Origin of the sequence: Yersinia sp. 2545 StPb PI, assembly GCF_052217125.1 — a bacterium.
GTDB lineage: Bacteria > Pseudomonadota > Gammaproteobacteria > Enterobacterales > Enterobacteriaceae > Yersinia > Yersinia enterocolitica_E.
This window is the reverse complement of the sequence record NZ_JAZGPY010000001.1, coordinates 2231260-2251957: the sequence shown is the minus strand read 5'-3', so window position 1 is coordinate 2251957 and position 20698 is coordinate 2231260. Positions and strand designations below refer to the sequence as shown.

The following is a 20698-nucleotide window of genomic DNA, read 5'->3' as shown; positions in this document are numbered from 1 at the left end:
TTTTCTGCCCTGCCATTTACCTCCACGATCACCCATTCCGCGCTCACCTCAGCGCGGATTTTTTCCTGCTTCTTTAGTCATTTATTCGCTAACGTAACAACATTTTTGTTATATATAATAATATGTTATTACTTTTAGTTATGGATTATGGTTTAACATTATTTTATCTCGCAAACTCAATCAGTAATGATATCCACTGTGTTCATTCCATAAAACAACAGGATATCTTGCCGATGTTGATACCGACTACTTTGCTATGCTCCCGGTCCGATACCGCACTACCTACCCTTGTCACTGATTCGCTCTCGGTTTATAGCCAAACGGTGCTTACAACCTCTTTATCGTTAACCTGGGCGCGTTGCTGTCCCTAACGGAGGTCATCATGGTGCAATTTCGACAACAGGATAATGCCCATTGGTATCATGAAACTCAACGCAGCGGTAACCCGGAGATCTACGCCGCCCCCGTCACCGAGGAGAGTTACAGTGCTAATAGTTGTAATGGCGATAATCTGCTGACAAATGAGAACAGCATTGAACAGGGTATCTTTTTGCTTGGCTTAGCCGATACTATTCCCGCCCGATTAGATGACCCGTTACGCCAGCATGCGGCGATTTTGTCTGCCTCAGATGCAATGTATCAGGCACTTTTCCCGCTCACTGTCGAGCTGAACCGAGACCACACCTTTTCACTGTATGACCGCTTAAGTACCGCACTGACGGTGGCACAAGTTACCGGGGTTCAACGGTTGTGCAGCCATTATGCCGCCCGCCTGACGCCACTTTCCAGCCCGGACGCATCGCGGGAAAGTAATATGCGATTGACACAGATAACCCAATATGCCCGTCAACTGGCCAGTCAGCCGACATTAATTGATAAGCATGCTTTGCAACAACTCGCTGATGTAGGTTTAACCGCTACAGATATTATTGTTTTATCGCAGATTATTGGTTTTGTTAGTTATCAAGCCAGAGTAGTGGCAGCCCTTTGTGCACTCGCTGGATATCCTACGGTAATATTGCCCGGTTTTCCGCGCATGGAAGATGCTCCCGCAGGCTTGATAGCGTCATCTGTAGCGCAATGGCAAGGTTGGTTACCCTCAAAGACAATCAATGAGGTCATTTCATCTGAGCCATCGTCAGATGACGCAGAGATAACCCTCAGTGAGTTGCTACAACACCATCAGCAAAGTCTGCTCGCGTACCGCACCATTATCACCCGCCAACATTATCCTCCGTTGCTGCCACCTGATTGGCTGGCATTGGTGGCGTTGGTGACTGCGCGCATCAATGGCAGTCGCTACTGTCTGGCTATCCATAAACACCAATTGCACCAATTAACCCCTAACACCACATTGATAACGGCACTTGACGCGGGGATTGATAACGCTTTGGCGACTCAATCTGATGAGCAGATTATCCACTGGCTTATCTATGCCGCAGCCGAGTTGACTCGCGCACCAGAACGCTTTAGCCATCAACATATCAGTCCATTGTTAGCTCTGGGTGTCAGTAATCAGCAACTGGTGAGTATCATCTTCGACACCGCCGCAGTCGGATGGACCAACCGGTTAAGACAAACGCTGGGGCAAGCTGTTTGATACTCGCCCGCAATTGCGGATTGCAGTGTTTTAGTCGGTAGCCAACCACGTTTTAGCGACATCAAAAAAGTGCTGGGCCAGCGGTGTAACTCGCCCTGGTTCAGCCACCACGACAGCAGCATGCCGACTCATTTTCAAAATATCCACCGGCCGCCGTTGCAGGTCGGGTGACATATCCTCAAGTAGACTACCCTGCGGGAACAGGCCACAGCCTAAACCGACAAAGATGCCTTGTAACAACTGAAAGATAGAAGTACTTTCCAGCCGCACATGCAGCGGCAGACCGGCATCACGAAAACTGTTATCCAGATAGCGGCGGAAGTAACGGCTGGGTTCAGCCAGGCAGAGCGGCAGTTGTGCTACCTGGGCCAGTGCCAGCGGCTCAGTCCCCATCAAATCAGGGAAATGTCCGGGGTGAAACACCAGGTCAATGCCCCCGTCAACTAGCGGTTGTACCTGAAAATGCAGCTCATTCAAGGTGGTCAATTCAAAAAAACCAATGCCCACATCGACCGAGTGACCGGTTAAAGCTTCCAGTAATTGGTCAGCACTTAACACTGAAACACGGTAATCCAGATGGGGATAGCGTTCACTGGCACTTTTAAGTAATAGTGCCAACGAGATACTGCATTGTGGTACTACACCAATACGCAGCGTGCCGTTTAAACCATGTTTAAGGGACTCCACCTCTAACTTTAGCCCTTGATAGACAGAGACAATCTCTCTGGCCCAGGCTAATACGCGCTCACCTTCGGCGGTAAATCCTTCGAAATTATTACCCCGGTTTATCAGTGCCACCCCCAGTTCCCGCTCCAGGTTTTTCAGACGCATCGACAATGTTGGCTGGCTGACAAAGCTGGCCTCAGCCGCACGACCAAAATGGCGCTCGCGCTCCAGATTACAGAGATAGACCAGTTGCTTGATATCCATACAGATACTCAGATTTTCATGATTCTATCCAGTATACCATCGTCCCTTGGTGGCATGTTTTGCCGTGCTGGCCTTTTTCGTGCGAAAAATTTACACAGCTATCTGATCCAGATCCCATTTCATCTTTCAACTCAGGCATTTTACTGATTAACATTTGAACGAAATTTGGATAATTTCAGATTATTCACAATAACCACAATATTGAATTGTTTATTCACTAACATCTGACCATATAAACCACTAACCAATCAAATAGCAGAATATACCACCAAATAAAATCAGTTCAGCTTTTAATCAAAACAAAAAATCGTCAAACAGCTAAAACATAAACGTTAATACTGCATAACATTTGTAACATGGTCGCATAGCCCTGCCTGAGATATATGTAACAGAATATTGCAAAAGCCTTGTCTCGTTGACAAAGATAGTGAACATTAACCGCCGCTAAACATCTTATAACAATGCAAAAGGATGCCGGTTCGCGCATTCACTTTTGTCTCTCCCACCATTTGTGGTCGGTAGTGAAAAACAGAGGTCCCCGTGTCAACAGCAAACAACAGTCAACAGCCACCCAACAGTGAGCAACCCGAAAGCATCAGTATGAATGCTTTCAAACAACCAAAAGCATTTTACCTGATCTTCTCTATCGAGCTTTGGGAGCGCTTTGGTTATTACGGCCTGCAAGGGATCATGGCCGTCTATCTGGTAAAAATGCTCGGGATGAGCGAAGCCGACTCTATCACTTTGTTCTCATCCTTCAGTGCACTGGTCTATGGCTTTGTGGCCATCGGTGGCTGGTTAGGCGATAAGGTGCTCGGTGCCAAACGTGTCATCGTGCTTGGTGCATTAACGCTGGCAGTCGGTTATGCCATGATTGCCTACTCCGGCCATGACATTTTCTGGGTTTATCTGGGTATGGCGACCATTGCGGTTGGTAATGGTTTGTTCAAAGCCAACCCATCCTCTCTGCTGTCAACATGCTATAACAAAGATGATCCGCGTTTAGACGGCGCATTCACCATGTACTACATGTCCGTCAATATCGGTTCATTCTTCTCTATGCTGGCCACCCCATGGTTAGCGGCGAAGTATGGCTGGAGCGTCGCATTCTCACTGAGCGTAGTAGGTATGTTGATCACCTTGGTAAACTTCTGGTTCTGCCGTAAATGGGTAAAAAATCAAGGTTCAAAACCTGACTTTGCACCACTACAGATTAAAAAGTTACTGATGGTATTGGTGGGTGTGGTTGCACTGGTCACGCTGTCAAGCTGGTTGCTGCATAACCAAATAGTGGCACGTTGGGCGTTGGCATTAGTATCTCTGGGCATCATCTGTATCTTTGCCAAAGAGACCTTCTCTCTGCATGGCACTGCCCGCCGCCGAATGATTGTGGCATTCTTACTGATGCTGGAAGCGGTGGTGTTCTTTGTGCTGTATAGCCAAATGCCAACGTCGCTGAACTTCTTTGCTATTCATAACGTTGAGCATTCAATCTTTGGTATTACCTTCGAACCAGAACAGTATCAGGCGCTGAACCCGTTCTGGATCATGGTAGCCAGCCCAATACTGGCGGCTATCTATAATAAGATGGGTGACCGACTGCCAATGCCACACAAGTTTGCTTTCGGTATGGTGCTCTGCTCTGCGGCCTTCCTGGTTCTACCATGGGGTGCCAGCTTCGCCAACGAACATGGCATTGTGTCCGTTAACTGGTTGATCCTGAGCTACGCATTGCAAAGTATCGGGGAACTGATGATTTCGGGCCTCGGCCTGGCGATGGTTGCGCAGTTGGTACCTCAGCGCTTGATGGGCTTCATCATGGGTTCATGGTTCCTGACGACAGCAGCAGCAGCCCTGATCGCCGGTAAAGTTGCAGCATTAACTGCGGTGCCAAGTGATATTACTGATGCCCATGCATCACTGGCAATCTATAGCCATGTATTTATGCAGATTGGTATTGTCACTGCCATTATCGCAGTATTGATGATGCTCACTGCACCAAAACTGTATCGCATGACTCTCGCACCAACAGAGAGTAATAAAGCGACCCCAGTAACCGCCGCATAATTGCCCGGCAGGATAAAGCACGCGTGCTAAGCACTTTATCCTGCCAACTCCCACGTAAAACTCAGACAGCCTGTCGTTTGGCGAGAATAAGTCCTAAATTCAATACTTATTTATCAGACCATACCGCCAACTGATAGCCATCCGGGTCGGTAAAGTGGAAACGACGCCCGCCGGGGAAAGTAAATATCGCCAGCACAATAGAGGCTCCCGCTTCTTCCAACCGTTTTTGCGTCTGTTCAAGATCATCAGCATACAAAATGATTAACGGCCCACCGTTGGGCTGAACGTCACTCAGGGTGGTGAAGCCACCGGTCAGTCGGCCATCGGTAAACTCACAATATCCTGGGCCATAGTCAGTAAAGCGCCAATTGAATACCTTGCCATAGAAATCCTTCGAGCGAGCAATATCACCGACGGCAAACTCTATGTTGTCAATTCGACTATCATTTCCCTGAATACCCATAAACGGCTCCTGATTAAAATACCTGATTAATTCACTGATTCATCCTAAACATTTACTGAGATGATGAATATCACTCGCCTTATCAATGATAACTTCATCACATTATTTGTGCGCAAAAAATAAACTATACTGATAACAGACCGCACAGCGTTAACCCCATTTTGAGCGATATCAGAATGAAACCCGTCTGTTATTTGCGGTCAATAACCGGCAAGGAGGTGATTTATGATAAACCATGTATGGGGGCTTCTGACCCGTCCTAGTCAGGAATTGCAGCAAATTAAACGCGAGGGGGAAAGTGTCCGCCACCTGTATGCCCATCACGTCCTTTTAATGGCTGCCATTCCCGTGATTTGCGCGTTTATCGGCACCACACAAGTGGGCTGGAACTTTGGTGATGGTCAGATAATAAAACTGGCTCCCCTTACCGCACTCTATTTTGCCATTATTTTCTATGTTTTGATTTTGGCGGCGGTAGCTCTCATGGGACGAGTAATTTATTGGATGGCCCGCCGCTATGAGAGCCGGCCTAGTTGGCAAAGCTGTACCTTATTCGCCGGTTATGCTGCAACGCCCATGTTTTTAGGTGGCGTGGTTGCCCTCTACCCGATTATCTGGTTGTGCTTATTGGTTGGCATCATTGCACTCTGCTATGCAGGCTACCTGATGTATTTGGGCATCCCCACCTTCCTGAATATAGACCGACAAGAAGGTTTTATCTTCTCCGGTTCCACATTTGCTATCGGCGTGCTGGTATTAGAGTTACTCCTTGGTCTGACTGTATTGCTGTGGGGTTACGGTTCACGGCTATTATGACCTCCAAACCTTCCCTTCGTTAACACCGCTCCTGATAACATTTACAGAGAGCGGTGGCTGTTACTCCGTTGGTTCTCGCTTTATTAGCTTTGACTGGGGCTAATATCAGGCTTTTATGGTGATTAATGTCGCCCAGATCGCAATCTCTTACATCCACACGCAGGATAAGGTTGTACACTGAGTAAGACTGATGCAAACAAGGCGAAAAAAATGAAAAGGCTAACATTAAAAGAAATGACCGAAAGTGAGCAACGTGACGTCAAAACGCAACTCGATAGAGCCAGAATAAATTTAGGAAGGGCTTTAACCAATTCAGAACAGAATAAAGTAAGAGAAGAAGCAATAGATAAAATCATGAACGCTCGGGAACAAGTCGCCAAGTTAACCCGCGTAGAAAGAAAAACCAAAAAAACCGCACCAAGTACCACCACTTTTAGCTGGTCCGCATCGATCAGCACTCGCCCACCACGGTAACTGATTTCCACTGCCTGATAATAACAGACAGGGATTACCTACAGCGGTGGATACTCACTGCTGTAGGACAACACTTTATTTCTGCGACTAATTTTATTTCCCGCACAATTATATTACACCGCTAGCAGCATTTTTCCCCCGCCTGCCTTAGGATTAAGGAAGCTTTTTTCTTTCAGTGATCGATTAAGGAGTTTGTGATGAAATTGTTCTATAAACCCGGTGCCTGCTCTCTGTCTCCACATATTGTATTACGTGAAGCAGGGTTAGATTTTAGTATTGAGAGTGTCGATCTGGTGGCCAAAATAACTGAAACGGGTGAAGACTATTTAAGCATCAGTCCAAAAGGACAGGTACCCGCCTTGGTACTGGATGATGGTAGCCTGCTCACTGAGGGTGTTGCTATCGTGCAATATCTGGCAGATATGGTGCCAGACCGCCACCTGATTGCCCCATCAGGGACCCTTTCCCGCTATCATGCCATTGAGTGGCTAAACTTCATTGCGACTGAATTACATAAAGGTTTCAGCCCACTGTTTAACCCGAAAACACCAGATGACTATAAAACGATCGCACGTGAGCGGCTGAATAAACAATTCAGTTATGTAGACAGCGTATTAGCACAACACGATTATCTGTTAGGCAAAAAATTCAGCGTGGCTGACGCCTATTTATTTACTGTCACTCGTTGGGCGAGTGCGCTGAAACTTGATATTACCCAGCGCAGTAATTTGGATAAATATATGGGCCGTGTAGCAGAACGCCCAGCCGTTAAAGCCGCATTAGCCGCAGAAGACGTTAAGAAATAAGTCCTTTGATTAATTAGAGTGCCCCTCCATTAAGGGGCACTGTATAGCTGGGATTATAACTTGATGGCAGAGAATTTACTGACGGGATTAACAATTCCATCCTGAGCGGCGACAACCTGAAGTTCATACTCACCCATCTCCTGAGTTTTCAGCATCACTTCATATACAGCGGCAGTAACATGCTCCAGTGCCTTATCCAGTGCTTCACCTTTCAGCAAGTTCACCAGCAATAAACCACTGGTCAAATCACCCACACCGACCGGTTGGCGGGCACCAAAGTCCACCAGCGGACGGCTGATATGCCATGCCTCATCGGCCGTGACTAATAACATTTCAAAGCAGTCAGCATGATAACCGGCGCGGCTTAGGTGCTTAACTAACACAACTTTTGGCCCTTGGGCGCAGAGATCACGAGCAACCTTAACGGCCTGTTCGACACTTTCAACCCGCACACCACTAAGTTGCTCCAGTTCAAGCAGGTTCGGTGCAATGATATCGCTGGCAGGCAAGGCCTCTTTACAGAAGAACTCTGCCACCCCTGGCGCGACGATACAGCCCTTCTCTGGATGCCCCATGACCGGATCACAAAAATACCAGGCATTCGGATTGGCTTGTTTTACGCGTGCAACCGCAGCCAGAATATGATCGCCCTGCTCGGGTGAACCGATATAACCACTTAATACCGCATCACAATCTTTCAGCCGATCAATATCGGCAATGCCTTGTACTATCTCAGTCAAATGGCTGGCGGGCATCACACAACCGGTCCAGTGACCATATTGCGTATGGTTGGAAAACTGGACGGTATTCAGCGGCCAAACATTGACCCCCATTCGGCGCATAGGAAATTCAGCAGCACTATTACCCGCATGGCCAAAAACAACGTGAGACTGAATCGAAAGTATATTTTTCATTGGAACGGCCTAAAGTTAAGGGCACCCATGCCCACTTTGTAATACAGCGCTGACTGGAATAAAACATCAGCTAACAAAACATTAGCCAAAAAATAAGGGGCATTTCAGCCCCTTATCTTATTTCATTCTTATAGCCAGCTAATCAGGCAATAATGTTTTTTGCCACGACGCAATAAGGTATAGCGCCCAAACAGACGATCAGCATCGGTAAAGATGTATTCTGGGTCTGCCTGCTTTTCACCATTAATGGCGACAGCATTAGAACCAATCATAGTACGCGCCTGCCCACGAGAAGGGACCAACTCAGCATTAACCAATGCCTGTTGTAAATCAGCATCGCGGCTCAGTTCAATTGTCGGCATGCCATCTTGTGCTAACTGAGCGAAGTCGGCTTCGGTCAGCTCATTTAAATCACCGGAGAATAAGCTCGCGGTAATACGTTTGGCGGCAGCAAGGCCTTCTGCACCATGGACCATACCGGTGACATTTTCGGCCAGAACATACTGCGCACGTGGCGCTTTGCCGCTGTTTTTATCTTCTTCTTCCAGCGCGTTAATTTCTTCCATACTCATGAAAGTAAAGAACTTCAGGAAACGATAAACATCGGCATCTGCGGTGTTAATCCAGAACTGGTAGAATTTGTAAGGACTGGTCTTCTTCGGATCAAGCCATACCGCACCACCTTCGGTTTTACCAAATTTAGTGCCGTCAGCTTTAGTAATTAATGGCACGGTCAGGCCATAAACTTGCTGCTGATGGAGGCGACGCGTCAAATCAATACCAGAGGTAATATTACCCCACTGATCAGAGCCGCCGATTTGCAGCGCCACACCGTGAGCTTTATTCAGGCAAGCGAAATCATAAGCTTGTAACAGGTTATAGGAAAACTCAGTAAACGAAATCCCACTGTCATCGCGATTCAGGCGTTGCTTAACCGCTTCCTTATTGATCATCTGATTAACAGAGAAGTGCTTGCCAATATCACGCAGGAAGGTCAGCACATTCATGCCACCAAACCAATCGTAGTTATTGGCCGCAATAGCACTGTTTTCACCGCAATCAAAATCCAGGAATGGCGAAACCTGACGGCGGATTTTCTCCACCCATTCGTTAACCGTATCTTCCGTATTCAGTTTGCGTTCGCTAGCCTTGAAACTTGGATCACCAATCATACCGGTAGCGCCACCGACCAGCGCCACGGGACGATGCCCAGCCAGTTGGAAACGCTTTAGGCACAACAACGGAACCAGATGACCCAAATGCAAGCTGTCTGCGGTAGGATCGAAACCGCAATACAGTGAAATTGGCCCTTGCGCCAGTCTCTCTGCTAACGCGTCTTCATCCGTAACCTGGGCAACGAGGCCCCGCTCTTGCAATTGTTTAATCAGGTTGCTGCTGGTCATCAACGACTCCATTGTTTTTCACAAAAAATTGTCTTTTACAAAAATTATCTTTTACCAGGAAAAGAGGATTTATACCCAAAAAACTTGGCGTTGCAGCCAGGCAGCAAGCAAATAAATCCCACTGGGCTTACTCAAATAAGAAATAAGCGATTAGGGTGACAAATTTGCTTGCCGTGGCCTCGCAGAGGCGAGACTCAGGGGTGGGCCGAGTAACGAACGTAAAAACCCCCTGCGGCTTCAAGTACGAAGGGTATAGAATAAAGCGCCCGTCACACGAGCGCTAGGCTTAACCACAATTATTTCATCGTTCTCAAGGGGCTAAACGGTCAATTTTCCATGCATCTGCTTGCCGTTGATAAATAAAACGGTCATGCAAGCGATGCTCACCGCCCTGCCAAAACTCCACAGAGTCAAACTTAACGCGGAACCCGCCCCAAAAACTGGGCAACGGCACGTCACCATGCTGGAATTTTTGCTTTAACTCGAGGAACTTACTTTCCAATACACCACGAGCAGAAATACGTGATGATTGTTGGGAAACCCAGGCACCAATCTGGCTATCTTTCGGGCGGGAACTGAAGTACTTCAGCACTTCAAGGGTTGAAAGCCGTTCTGCGGTACCGAGGAAGATGACTTGCCGGTCTAACATATGCCAAGGGAACAACAGACTAATATGTGGATTTTCAGCCAGTTGCTGCGCTTTGCGGCTGCCCAAATTGGTATAGAACACCATACCCTGATCATCATAATGCTTCAGCAGCACGATGCGCTGATAAGGTTGACCATCGGCAGCTACCGTAGCCACACACATAGCTGTTGGATCAGGCAAACGCGCTTCACAGGCCTGTTTTAACCAACGTTCAAATAAGTCCAGTGGGTTTTCGGTTAAATCACTGCGACGCAAACCGCCGCGAATATATTCACGACGTAAATCTGCAACATCAAATTCATTCTTGTCAGTCATATAAGCTCTGTAACGCGCAGGAAAGCAGTGACTATTATTCTGCCCTTGCAGAGCAAGAATCACAATCACTCAGAGCAGACAACGGCCTGATTACTTGATCAAAACACAGTCATTGATAATGACTTTTCCATCACGCTCAACAAAAGCACTATTTCCTTTCGACCAGAAGCTATAGTGGCCGTTGCTATATTTAGTGCCGGAAGCTGCACGCACCTGAGGTAAGGTCAACTGTTCACCATCTAACACCAAATTGACTTTATCTTGGCGGTTGTCCTGAGCAACGGTCAGCCGGGTTGTGCCACACTGATAATGCAACGTTTCACTTTTAGGTTGAACCAGACTGCATCCTGCCAACATCAATACTGCTGTTACGCCAAATACTGAAGTTGCAACAAATAAGTGTTTCATTATGTCGTCCTCGTTGATGGAATAAGGCACCGTACCCTATGGCAGCTTAACACCCTCAGCGTGACGATACAGGATAGACTGCTCCTAAAATGGTTTCGCAACTGGCTCCGGTCACCGAGGGCAAATTACCCGATTTACCGGACAAGGTCCGAAATGCCAGCCAGGCGAACGCCAGAGCCTCCATATCGTCGCCACTCACACCAAAATTGTCAGTTACGCACACCTCCGTCCCCGGTAACAAGGTTGACATCCGTGACATCAGCAACGGGTTACGCGCCCCGCCGCCACACACCAACAGCCGCTCACAGCCTCCCGCCAACTGCACCTGTTCGGCGATTGATAGCGCGGTTAACTCTGCCAACGTTGCTTGAATATCTTCCGGTTTCAGCCCCGGCACCTTCGCCAATTGCTTATCCAACCACCCGGCATTGAAATATTCACGCCCGGTACTTTTTGGAGCAGGCTTGGCAAAATAGGGATCACTGAACATCAGCTCAAGCAGCGGTTGATTAACTTGCCCCGACAGTGCCCAGCACGCATCTTTATCATAGGGTAAGGCACGATTACGCCAGATCCAGGCATCCATCAACATATTGCCAGGCCCGGTATCAAACCCCCGCACCGGCAAATCGGGTAATAGCATAGATAAATTAGCAATACCGCCAATGTTCAGTATCATGCGCCGCTCGGTGGCATGGGCTAGTAACGCATGGTGGAAAGCGGGTACCAAAGGTGCACCTTGCCCGCCATAAGCCATATCACGGCGGCGGAAATCCCCAACAGTAGCAATGTTTGTCAACGCAGCAATACGATTATTATCACCTAATTGTATTGTAAACGCCGGTTCACCAAGCGGTTCATGCCACACCGTTTGCCCATGACAGCCAATGGCGGTAATGTCCTGTGCGCTAAGGCCTTCTTTTGCCAGTAAGCCCTGCACCGCTTGCGCAAACAAGATACCCAGTTGGGCATCAAGCTTACCCACTGCGGACAAGGTCGTAGACTGGCCCTGACACATGCCGAGGATATCTTTTTTCAGCTGTAGCGGCATTGGATGACTATAGCTGGCCTGCTGGGCCACCATACGCTCATCAATGGCAGCTAACACCACATCAATCCCATCCAAACTGGTTCCTGACATCACTCCAATAAAACGGCCTGATTTCATAGCAATGACCTTATTCCCTCATTCAGGGACAAAATAGCAATAAGACTTTCCACAAGCCAAGTCAGAATAATAAAATTAACACCCTGAAAAGATATACTTTTTAAAGTGTATACCGCTATAGGAGCCTGTCCTAAACGCTACTTTTTATTTGTAGGAAAGGTCACATAAAAGTCACTCTTACTGACATTTTCATTTATCGCAGTGATATTTCTTACTTTAAGAAAGTTAAACTGCCGTTTAATATTCGTTGAAGTATAAACCGCTAAGCTGCGTACCCATCGATGGTGGTCGAAAAATTAAGCAGAAAGTTAAAATAAGTAAGTAGTGAAATAAACATTTGGGTAAGCCATACTTTGTGCAAATATCGGCCCTGCGCAAATACTGGGCCATCAATAGACTGGATTTGGATATCCCTAGCATACTGAACCGTAATACGGTTGTGCATTTTTAATAGGAGTTTTTATGATCAAGCCACTAATCGCCGTTGCTATCGCTGCGGTTACTCTGACCGGTTGTGCCAATAATAGCACCCTGTCCGGTGATGTCTTCAGCGCATCCGAAGCCCGACAAGTACAAACTGTGACTTACGGTACCCTACTATCCGTACGCCCAGTCACTATTCAGGGTGGCGATGAAAACAATGTTATGGGTGCCATTGGCGGTGCAGTCTTGGGTGGTTTCCTTGGCAATACTGTTGGTGGTGGTACTGGTCGTAGCCTGGCAACTGCAGCAGGTGCTGTTGCGGGTGGTATGGCAGGGCAAGGTGTTCAGGGCGCAATGAACCGCACCGACGGCGTGCAACTTGAAGTCCGTAAAGATGACGGCACAACCATTCTGGTGGTGCAAAAACAAGGCCCAACTCGCTTTAGCGTCGGTCAGCGCGTGATGCTAGCGAGCAGTGGTAGCACCGTTACCGTTAGCCCACGCTAATAACTCTGCTATTACTGTCTTCAGGTAAAAGCCAGAGTTCGTAATGAACTCTGGCTTGTTTTACTAAAATATTTCTTTCTGCTGTGAATAGAGTCGTAAATCTTTATTATTACTTGCTTTGTAATTGGTTAATATTGCTCTCAAGCTTATTAATCAGACCAGATAGCAATTCAATCTCATCTGTTGAAATCCCCCCAAGAATTTCTTTACGGGTGGAACATATGACTCCATCAACCGTATCGATTATCGGTGAAGACTGCTCCGTCAGTTTTATCCTCTTCGCACGGCGATCATTTGCGCAGGTATGCCGTGTGATTAAACCTTTCTCCTCCAGTTGATCTAAGGTTCTAACCAATGATGGTTGTTCGATACCAATCGCTTTTGCCAGTTGAATTTGTGACTGTTCAGGCGGTAAACGATTAATGTTATGCAAGGTAACCCAATGCGTTTGAGTTAACTCCAGCGGCTTCAACCGATGGTCGATAAGCGCGCGCCAAGCGCGAACTAATCGTGCTAAATCAGATCCTAATGTCGATTCCAATTGCCCCTCCTTTTAATTAGCGTGCTAGCATAACTCCCAGAGTCCCGTCTATTTTGGGTAATTAACATTAAAAACACAAATGTATATATACCGTCGATGCTAGGGTAATAGCAATAAATACGGCGAATCCTTTAGAAAAAATGATGTTTTAGCTAAAAATACCTATTAAGGATTAACCTTATGTATGTATCAGTGTTACCCATAAACGCACCTCTTACAGACTTGGTTATAGGTGCCTCAATCTATTTCCCGCCGATGTTTAAGGCGGTTATGCTAGGTTTGGTGTTTTGGCTATTGATCCATCATGTCCTACGGAATTGGATCTACTCTGGTGACATCTGGCATCCAATATTAATGGATCTGTCAATTTTTGTCATTGCGGTCAGCGTTTCTTTATGGATATTAGCCAGTTGGTAAATTGATATGAATCATCAGTCTCTTAAATATTTCTCCTCTGTCATTGTCTTCGCTCTCGCACTTTGTGCGGGTTGGTGGATGTGGAACTACTACATGCAATCACCCTGGACTCGCGATGGTAAAGTCCGGGCTGAATTGGTCAGCATCACCCCGGAAGTGTCGGGCCGGCTGGTTAAAATAGTAGCTCATGATAACCAGTTGGTAAGCTCGGGTAGCTTATTATTTGTGATTGACCCACAACCCTACCAACTGGCACTGGATAACGCACAAGCCGCTTTAGTGAAGGCGCAAGCTGACCTGGCTAAAGCGAATCATGAAGCAGAACGTCGGCGAAATTTACCGAAAAATATCATTTCTGGTGAAGATCTCGACATTGCCAACTTAACCGCCGATAGCATGAAAGCGGCCTATCAGGGCGCAGTGGCGAATGTCGAACAAGCGAAATGGAATCTCAGCAAAACCCGTATTTATGCGCCGACCGATGGTTATATAACCAACTTGCAAACACGGGTGGGTAACTATGCTACCGCCGGCATACCATTAGTCGCGCTAATCGATACCAATTCATTCTATGTGATGGGCTATTTCGAAGAAACCAAGTTGAAACATATTAGAGAAGGTAATAAAGCCAAGATTGTTTTGTATAATGGCAACATTCCTTTACGCGGCGTAGTCGAAAGTATTGGTCGTGCTATTTATGACCAAAGTGTTGATAGCAGCGGTGACTTATTGGTAGATGTAAAACCTAATGTTCCTTGGGTACGGCTGGCCCAACGGGTTCCGGTAAGAATCAAACTGCTGGATGTCCCAGCCGATGTCACCCTTATTGCCGGCACCACCTGCACTATTTCACTGGTTGACTAAACGATGCGTATCTCCTTCCCCCTGTGGCACCAGACCCCATGGGGTAAAGCCAATACCGGTCAGTGGCGTTATGCATTGCGTAATTCATTGGCAATGTGCTTATCACTGTGGATTGCCTTTGCGCTGAATTTAGATGAGCCTTACTGGGCAATGACCTCCGCTGCGGTGGTGAGTTTCCCCACCGTCGGCGGGGTCATCAGCAAGAGTATTGGTCGCATCATCGGCAGCTTACTGGGGGCGGCCGCATCCGTGGTAATTGCCGGCCATTGCCTAAATGACCCCTGGCTGTTTACCTTTGCAATTGCAGCCTGGATTGCCCTTTGTACTTTTGTCTCCAATCACTATCAAAATAATGTTTCTTATGCGTTTGCGTTAGCCGGTTATACCACCGCGATTATTGCCTTTTCTACGGTCAACACCGCTGGCACCCAGCAAATTTTTGATATCGCGCAAGCCCGAGTGTGTGAAGTAATTACCGGTATTCTTTGTGGTGGCCTGATGATGATGCTGATGCCGAGCACCTCCGACGGCGAAGCATTACTGACCTCACTGCGCCGCATGCAATCTCGCTTACTGGAACATGCCGAGTTATTGTGGCAAACCGATCATAACCCCCAGCTACGTGCCTCACATGAAGGGGTAATTGGCCAGATCCTGACCATGAATGTACTGCGGATCCAAGCCTTTTGGAGCCATTACCGCTTGCGGCGGCAAAATAACGTCTTGAATTTTATTTTGCATCGTCAATTACGTATAACCAGTGTAATTACCAGTTTACGACGCATGTTGCTTAACTGGCCAACGCCACCGGAGAACCTGACACCAGTTCTGTCACAGTTGCTACAAACACTACAGCGACCCGATTGCGATAAATATCAATTGGCCAAAATACTGCAACAAATCGCCCCGCATGATGAGTTCGACTATCGACACCGCGCCTTCTGGTTACGATTACAGCATTTTTGTTGGTTATATTTGCAAGTGAATCGTTGGCTGACACAGTTGGATAAAGAATCTGCCAGCGACCTGCCACAACCGCCACCAGTAACCGCGCTGGCTCGCCATACCGATACCTATGAGGCCGCCTATAATGGGCTGCGAACCTTCGTGTGTATTGTTATTGGTTGTGCATTTTGGATAAATACGCAGTGGAGTTCGGGCAGTGCTGCACTGGCATTGGCCGCGGTAAGTTGCGTGCTCTACTCCGCAACCCCGTCGCCAACCGACAGTATTGCTACACTATTGAAAGCCATTGTTCTGCTTTCTATCGGCTGTTTTATTCTTAAGTTTGGTGTGATGGTACAGATTGATGATTTCTGGCAATTTGCTGCCGTACTGTTCCCCATTTTAATCACCATGCAGATGATGAAACTACAGCATCCTGCCTATGCTTCATTGTGGGGACAATTGATTGTCTTTATGGGTTCTTTCCTAAGTGTAACCAACCCGCCGAGCTATGATTATCAAGAGTTCCTTAATGATAATATTGGTAAATTAGTCGGCGTAATGTTAGCTGGTGTTGCTTTTCAGCTATTGCGCCCCAGTTCTGATAAACGCAAAAGTCGACGTATCATTCGGATGCTCCGCCGCGATTTCATTGATCAAATCAGTAGCCATCCACAACAGAGCCAGAATCAATTCGAATCACTGATTTACCATCGAATTAACCAACTCAATCTCAGTAAAGATCAGTCAGCTCGCCTGTGGCTGCTGCGTTGGGGGATGGTATTGCTCAATTGTAGCCATGTGGTCTGGCAATTACGTGATTGGCAAACCACCTCTGCACCCTTGTCAGCAGTACGGGACGTTTGTATTCACTGCCTGAAGGGGTGTATGACCGAAAAAGGTGTGCAACCCAGTTCGTTACTCGCAACATTGCAGGAGTTACAACGAATGAGTGCTATTTTGGCTCAATACCCCGATGCCTCTGGGCGGGAACTGGCGGGGCTGATTTGGCGATTATATTGCTCACTGACACAACTGCAACTGGCCCCTCCTGCTGAGGAAAGCAAAACTGCGCCAGCCTGAGGCTTACTGGCGCAGAAAAGAAGCTTAAGGCACGTCATAACCCAGTGCAGCACGACGAATGCGGAACCACTGCTGGCGCGTCATCGTCAAGGAGAGTGATGCCCATGCGGCTTTAACCCGCTCTATCTTGCCAGAACCAATAATCGGCAGCGGCGCTGACGGCAAACGTAGCACCCAGGCATAAACCACTTGCTCAATGCTTGCTGCACCGATTTCGTCAGCTACCGCCTGTAACTCATCACGTAATGCCTGGTACTCCGGGTCACTGAACAACCTACCACCACCAAGACAAGACCATGCCATGGGTTTGATACGCAGTTGCTGGCAAGCATCGAGCGTACCATCCACAATAGCAGGCTGATGTAGCGGGGAAATCTCTACCTGATTCGTTACCAGCGAGAATGGCAGGCGTGATTGCAGTAAATTGAATTGCGCAGGGGTAAAGTTTGACACACCGAAATGTTTTACTTTGCCGCTTTTGTGCAGTTGGGTGAAGGCTTCTGCCACCTCATCGGCATCCATCAACGGGTCCGGGCGGTGAATCAGCAGTAAATCAAGATAATCAGTGTGCAAATGGGCCAATGATTGCTCAGCACTTGCAATGATATGTGAACTATCCGTAATGTAGTGCCCCAACGCATGTTCCGGTTTAGCCGTGGTGGCAATGCCACATTTACTCACCAGCTCCAGTTGGTCACGCAAGGACGGTTTAAGCCGTAAGGCTTGGCCAAATGCTTGTTCACACTGATAACCGCCGTAAATATCAGCATGATCCGCCGTAGTAATACCCAACTCAATGTGTTGCTCGATAAAAACCAACAACTGCTCAGGCGTCATGCCCCATTCCATCAGCCGCCAATAACCGCAAATCATACGTGAAAATTCAGGTCCAAGCGGAGCCAGTTGGCTACGTGTATCCATTATTAGCTACCTCATCTGTTTATCTACCTATAAGCATACACAACCGGCGGTAAGGTTAAATCCTCCCTGAACCATCAATTAAAGGTCAAACGGGGGCTTAGCGGTAAAATAGCCAGAAATGGTAAAGTTTAAGACCGATTAAGCGCGAATTAGAATAAGGAAGGTTGTTCTGGTAACGGCTCATCGACTTGTTTGTTACCACGCTGCAAGCGCATTAGGCGTTGGCGGCATAAACGCAATACATCCCGTTTCTGCGGGTCACTCATTTTCATCCAATTAAAGCGCTCATCCCTGCTACGCAGACAACCACGACAAAAGCCACGGTCATCTGATTGGCAGATGCCACGGCACGGACTGGGAATGTCGAAAAACTCAAGTTGCTGAGACACGCTGCCTCCTGCGGCTGATACCTTAATTGAAGACTGCTTCACCGCGGCTGGCAAGTCCAATTTGTTTACGGTTGTAAAAATCCGCTATCAGCGCCGAGGCGCGGCCCTTAACCGCTAAGGTTATCTTAAGTTTCATTCGATACCATTCAGGTAATTAGTGAACTGTAGGATTCCATTTTCACAATGAATGTTCGATATAAGTTACGGTGTAACAGCCTGAGTTTTATCCTGGCCAGTGCACTCTTTTTCACTCTGGGTCATAACGCACTGTTTATTGCGAAAGCCTGGTCGCTGATCCATTTTGACAGCAGTGACAGTTACTTCTTCGCCGCGACAATTCCGGTGGTGATATTTTGTGCACTGAACATCATATTTAGCCTGTTAGCTGTGCCCTTTCTGCATAAGCCAATCATTATTCTATTGCTGTTGGGCAGCGCGGCGGCAAACTATTTTATGTTTAGTTATGGTGCCGTCATTGACGCCAATATGATGCAAAATGCCTTTGAAACCAACTCACAAGAGGCGGCCGCTCTTTTCACTCCCCGTATGGCCCTATGGCTACTGGTGGCAGGTATTATTCCTGCGACCCTGGTCTGCTTTGCCCGTATTCGGGTCAGCCGCCCATGGTGGTATATGTTGGGGCTGCGCGCAGCAAATATTTTGATATCAGCAGTGATTATTCTGTTGGTTGCTGCCCTGTTTTATAAAGATTATGCATCGTTGATTCGTAATAATAAAAACATCGTTAAAATGTTAACTCCATCCAACTTTGTCAGTGGCAGTTTTCAATTCACTAAACACAAATATTTCACCCGTAATCTGCCACTGGTAACACTCGGTGAAGATGCCCATAAAGGCCCATTGATTAGTGGACAACAAAAGAAAACGCTGGTCATTCTCGTGGTCGGTGAAACTGCCCGTGCAGAGAATTTCTCCTTGGGCGGTTATGAGCGAGAAACCAACCCGAACCTGAAAAAACAAGATGTTACCTATTTCAGCAAAGCATCATCCTGCGGGACTGAAACTGCGGTGTCGGTACCTTGTATGTTCTCGAATATGGCGCGCAAAAATTATGATGCCACCCTCGCCAGTCATCAGGAGGGCTTAATGGATATTCTTGCCCACGCTGGCTTGAATGTCTTATGGCGCGAAAATGACGGGGGTTGTAAAGGTGCCTGCGATCGCATCCCACATCAGGATGTTACCCAATTGCAGCTCACCACCGATTGCGAGAACGGGGTCTGTTTAGATAACGCATTACTGTATAAATTAGATAATTATATTAATGGGCTACAAGGTGACGGTGTCATTGTCTTACACCAAATGGGCAGCCACGGGCCGGCTTATTATCGCCGTTCAACCCCAGAAATTCGCCAGTTTTCCCCTACCTGTGATAGCAACCAAATTCAGGATTGCACCCCACAGGAATTGGTAAACACCTACGATAACTCTATTCTTTATACCGATGCGATGTTGGGTAACACCATTAAGTTATTGCAACAACACAATAATAACTTTAACACTGCGCTGGTCTATCTCTCTGATCACGGTGAATCATTAGGCGAAAATGGCATGTATTTGCACGGTACCCCTTATATGTTCGCCCCAAGTCAGCAGACACATATACCATTTCTAATGTGGCTATCACCTGAATATACAAAAAACTATGGCATTGACCGTCAGTGCTTATCCTCCAGTGCACAACATGATGAAATATCACAAGATAATCTGTTTCATACCTTATTGGGCATGATGAATATTCAAACCACTGAATACCAATCAGAACTAGATTTACTACAGAAATGCCGAACTCAGGGCGAAAGAATTAGTCAAAAAAGTCCGTAAAGAGTTAATACCTGATAGTGAGCTTGATGCCAGTGTTTCCCTCCGCTGGCATTTTTTTCTTGACCTAGACCGATTGGTCTATTACGCTCTGCGACATGAACAAAATACAGCACACACACATAGACACCCGTGAACATCTGTTAGCAACCGGTGAGAGCCTTAGCCTGCGTCTTGGCTTTAATGGTATGGGTCTCAGCCTGTTACTGACCACGGCAGGCATACCGAAAGGCTCGTTTTATCACTATTTCCGTTCTAAGGAAGTTTTTGGTGAAGCGATGCTACAGCGTTATTTTGATCGTTACGACGCTGAAATGGAAAGCCTGCTCACCCATTCACAAGGTGATATGCGCCACCATTTGTTGCACTATTTTGCTCAAGCTATTGCTAACTATTGTGGCAGTGAATGCCACAATGCTTGTCTGGCGGTTAAACTATCAGCAGAGGTAAGTGACTTATCCGAACCTATGCGTCATGCATTGGATATCGGCACTGCCCGTGTGATTGGTCGGTTGCAAGATGCCATTGAAGCCGGTATTGCTGAGGGCTCGCTGCGCATTACGCTCTCACCGGCGGCAACCGCTGAAACACTGTATGCCTTGTGGCTCGGTGCTTCACTGCGGGCTAAAGTGAAACGATCGGTTGCTCCGCTGACCTGTGCGCTAGAAAGTATCGAACTGATTCTACAACCAACCCCATAATCCAATGATTCTGAAGCTAACACTTTTGTTTTTCAGAATTCACCCAGTTACT

The 20698-nt window shown here is 47.2% G+C and carries 21 protein-coding genes; 11 read left to right on the top strand and 10 right to left on the bottom strand.

What is annotated here, in order from left to right:
• Positions 1–382 precede the first annotated feature (382 nt).
• Positions 383–1600 carry a CMD domain-containing protein gene (locus V1955_RS10480; RefSeq protein WP_442820865.1) on the top strand — a complete coding sequence of 406 codons (1218 nt, stop codon included), beginning with the start codon at positions 383–385 and terminating at the stop codon, positions 1598–1600.
• A gap of 30 nt (positions 1601–1630) precedes the next feature.
• On the opposite strand, the gene V1955_RS10475 is transcribed toward V1955_RS10480, so the two are convergent.
• Positions 1631–2530 (bottom strand): LysR family transcriptional regulator, encoded by a 900-nt coding sequence (locus tag V1955_RS10475; protein ID WP_083158759.1) that lies wholly within the window; start codon positions 2528–2530, stop codon positions 1631–1633.
• Between the two features lie 540 nt (positions 2531–3070).
• On the opposite strand from V1955_RS10475, the gene dtpA reads away from it, so the two are divergent.
• The gene (gene dtpA, locus V1955_RS10470) at positions 3071–4597 is read left to right on the top strand and encodes a dipeptide/tripeptide permease DtpA (protein ID WP_372569223.1); all 1527 of its coding nucleotides are present in this window, start codon (positions 3071–3073) and stop codon (positions 4595–4597) included.
• A 106-nt stretch (positions 4598–4703) separates the two neighbouring features.
• On the opposite strand, the gene V1955_RS10465 is transcribed toward dtpA, so the two are convergent.
• Positions 4704–5060, bottom strand: coding sequence for a VOC family protein (locus V1955_RS10465; RefSeq protein ID WP_083158757.1), 357 nt, complete (start codon positions 5058–5060; stop codon positions 4704–4706).
• A 225-nt stretch (positions 5061–5285) separates the two neighbouring features.
• Here V1955_RS10465 and V1955_RS10460 point away from each other — a divergent pair, with 225 nt between their 5' ends.
• From V1955_RS10460 to gstA, 3 genes are all read left to right on the top strand, one after another.
• Positions 5286–5876 (top strand): Yip1 family protein, encoded by a 591-nt coding sequence (locus V1955_RS10460; RefSeq protein WP_083158756.1) that lies wholly within the window; start codon positions 5286–5288, stop codon positions 5874–5876.
• Between the two features lie 210 nt (positions 5877–6086).
• Positions 6087–6350: a DUF3811 domain-containing protein gene (locus tag V1955_RS10455; RefSeq protein WP_005184457.1), complete on the top strand. Its 264-nt coding sequence runs from the start codon at positions 6087–6089 to the stop codon at positions 6348–6350.
• Between the two features lie 197 nt (positions 6351–6547).
• Positions 6548–7156 carry a glutathione transferase GstA gene (gene gstA, locus V1955_RS10450; RefSeq protein WP_083158755.1) on the top strand — a complete coding sequence of 203 codons (609 nt, stop codon included), beginning with the start codon at positions 6548–6550 and terminating at the stop codon, positions 7154–7156.
• A gap of 53 nt (positions 7157–7209) precedes the next feature.
• Here gstA and pdxY read toward each other — a convergent pair whose 3' ends face one another.
• The 5 genes from pdxY to anmK form a co-directional block, all read right to left on the bottom strand.
• Positions 7210–8070 carry a pyridoxal kinase PdxY gene (gene pdxY / locus V1955_RS10445; RefSeq protein WP_083158754.1) on the bottom strand — a complete coding sequence of 287 codons (861 nt, stop codon included), beginning with the start codon at positions 8068–8070 and terminating at the stop codon, positions 7210–7212.
• A gap of 128 nt (positions 8071–8198) precedes the next feature.
• Positions 8199–9473: a tyrosine--tRNA ligase gene (gene tyrS, locus V1955_RS10440; protein ID WP_372569225.1), complete on the bottom strand. Its 1275-nt coding sequence runs from the start codon at positions 9471–9473 to the stop codon at positions 8199–8201.
• 310 nt (positions 9474–9783) lie between these two features.
• Positions 9784–10437: a pyridoxamine 5'-phosphate oxidase gene (pdxH, locus tag V1955_RS10435; protein WP_372559107.1), complete on the bottom strand. Its 654-nt coding sequence runs from the start codon at positions 10435–10437 to the stop codon at positions 9784–9786.
• Between the two features lie 90 nt (positions 10438–10527).
• The gene (locus V1955_RS10430) at positions 10528–10845 is read right to left on the bottom strand and encodes an MliC family protein (RefSeq protein ID WP_083158751.1); all 318 of its coding nucleotides are present in this window, start codon (positions 10843–10845) and stop codon (positions 10528–10530) included.
• Between the two features lie 55 nt (positions 10846–10900).
• Positions 10901–12013, bottom strand: a complete 1113-nt coding sequence (gene anmK / locus V1955_RS10425; RefSeq protein WP_083158750.1) for an anhydro-N-acetylmuramic acid kinase — start codon at positions 12011–12013, stop codon at positions 10901–10903.
• A gap of 462 nt (positions 12014–12475) precedes the next feature.
• On the opposite strand from anmK, the gene V1955_RS10420 reads away from it, so the two are divergent.
• On the top strand, positions 12476–12943 hold the full coding sequence (locus tag V1955_RS10420) for a glycine zipper 2TM domain-containing protein (RefSeq protein ID WP_083158749.1): 468 nt from the start codon (positions 12476–12478) through the stop codon (positions 12941–12943).
• Between the two features lie 109 nt (positions 12944–13052).
• On the opposite strand, the gene slyA is transcribed toward V1955_RS10420, so the two are convergent.
• Entirely contained in the window at positions 13053–13484 is a 432-nt protein-coding gene (gene slyA, locus V1955_RS10415; RefSeq protein WP_083158748.1) for a transcriptional regulator SlyA, read from the bottom strand.
• Positions 13485–13664: 180 nt separating this feature from the next.
• Here slyA and V1955_RS10410 point away from each other — a divergent pair, with 180 nt between their 5' ends.
• The 3 genes from V1955_RS10410 to V1955_RS10400 are packed head-to-tail and all read left to right on the top strand — an operon-like array spanning position 13665 to position 16793.
• On the top strand, positions 13665–13901 hold the full coding sequence (locus tag V1955_RS10410) for a DUF1656 domain-containing protein (protein ID WP_083158747.1): 237 nt from the start codon (positions 13665–13667) through the stop codon (positions 13899–13901).
• Positions 13902–13907: 6 nt separating this feature from the next.
• Positions 13908–14765, top strand: coding sequence for an efflux RND transporter periplasmic adaptor subunit (locus V1955_RS10405; RefSeq protein WP_083158746.1), 858 nt, complete (start codon positions 13908–13910; stop codon positions 14763–14765).
• A gap of 3 nt (positions 14766–14768) precedes the next feature.
• Positions 14769–16793: an FUSC family protein gene (locus tag V1955_RS10400; protein WP_420073295.1), complete on the top strand. Its 2025-nt coding sequence runs from the start codon at positions 14769–14771 to the stop codon at positions 16791–16793.
• A gap of 24 nt (positions 16794–16817) precedes the next feature.
• On the opposite strand, the gene V1955_RS10395 is transcribed toward V1955_RS10400, so the two are convergent.
• Positions 16818–17714: an aldo/keto reductase gene (locus V1955_RS10395; protein ID WP_083158744.1), complete on the bottom strand. Its 897-nt coding sequence runs from the start codon at positions 17712–17714 to the stop codon at positions 16818–16820.
• 149 nt (positions 17715–17863) lie between these two features.
• A complete protein-coding gene (locus V1955_RS10390; RefSeq protein ID WP_083158743.1) occupies positions 17864–18103 on the bottom strand; it encodes a DUF1289 domain-containing protein in 240 nt (79 codons plus the stop codon).
• Positions 18104–18286: 183 nt separating this feature from the next.
• Here V1955_RS10390 and eptA point away from each other — a divergent pair, with 183 nt between their 5' ends.
• Both eptA and V1955_RS10380 read left to right on the top strand, forming a co-directional pair.
• Positions 18287–19948: a phosphoethanolamine transferase EptA gene (eptA, locus tag V1955_RS10385; RefSeq protein ID WP_442820864.1), complete on the top strand. Its 1662-nt coding sequence runs from the start codon at positions 18287–18289 to the stop codon at positions 19946–19948.
• A gap of 95 nt (positions 19949–20043) precedes the next feature.
• Entirely contained in the window at positions 20044–20646 is a 603-nt protein-coding gene (locus V1955_RS10380; RefSeq protein WP_083158741.1) for a TetR/AcrR family transcriptional regulator, read from the top strand.
• The last annotated feature ends 52 nt before the right edge of the window (positions 20647–20698 follow it).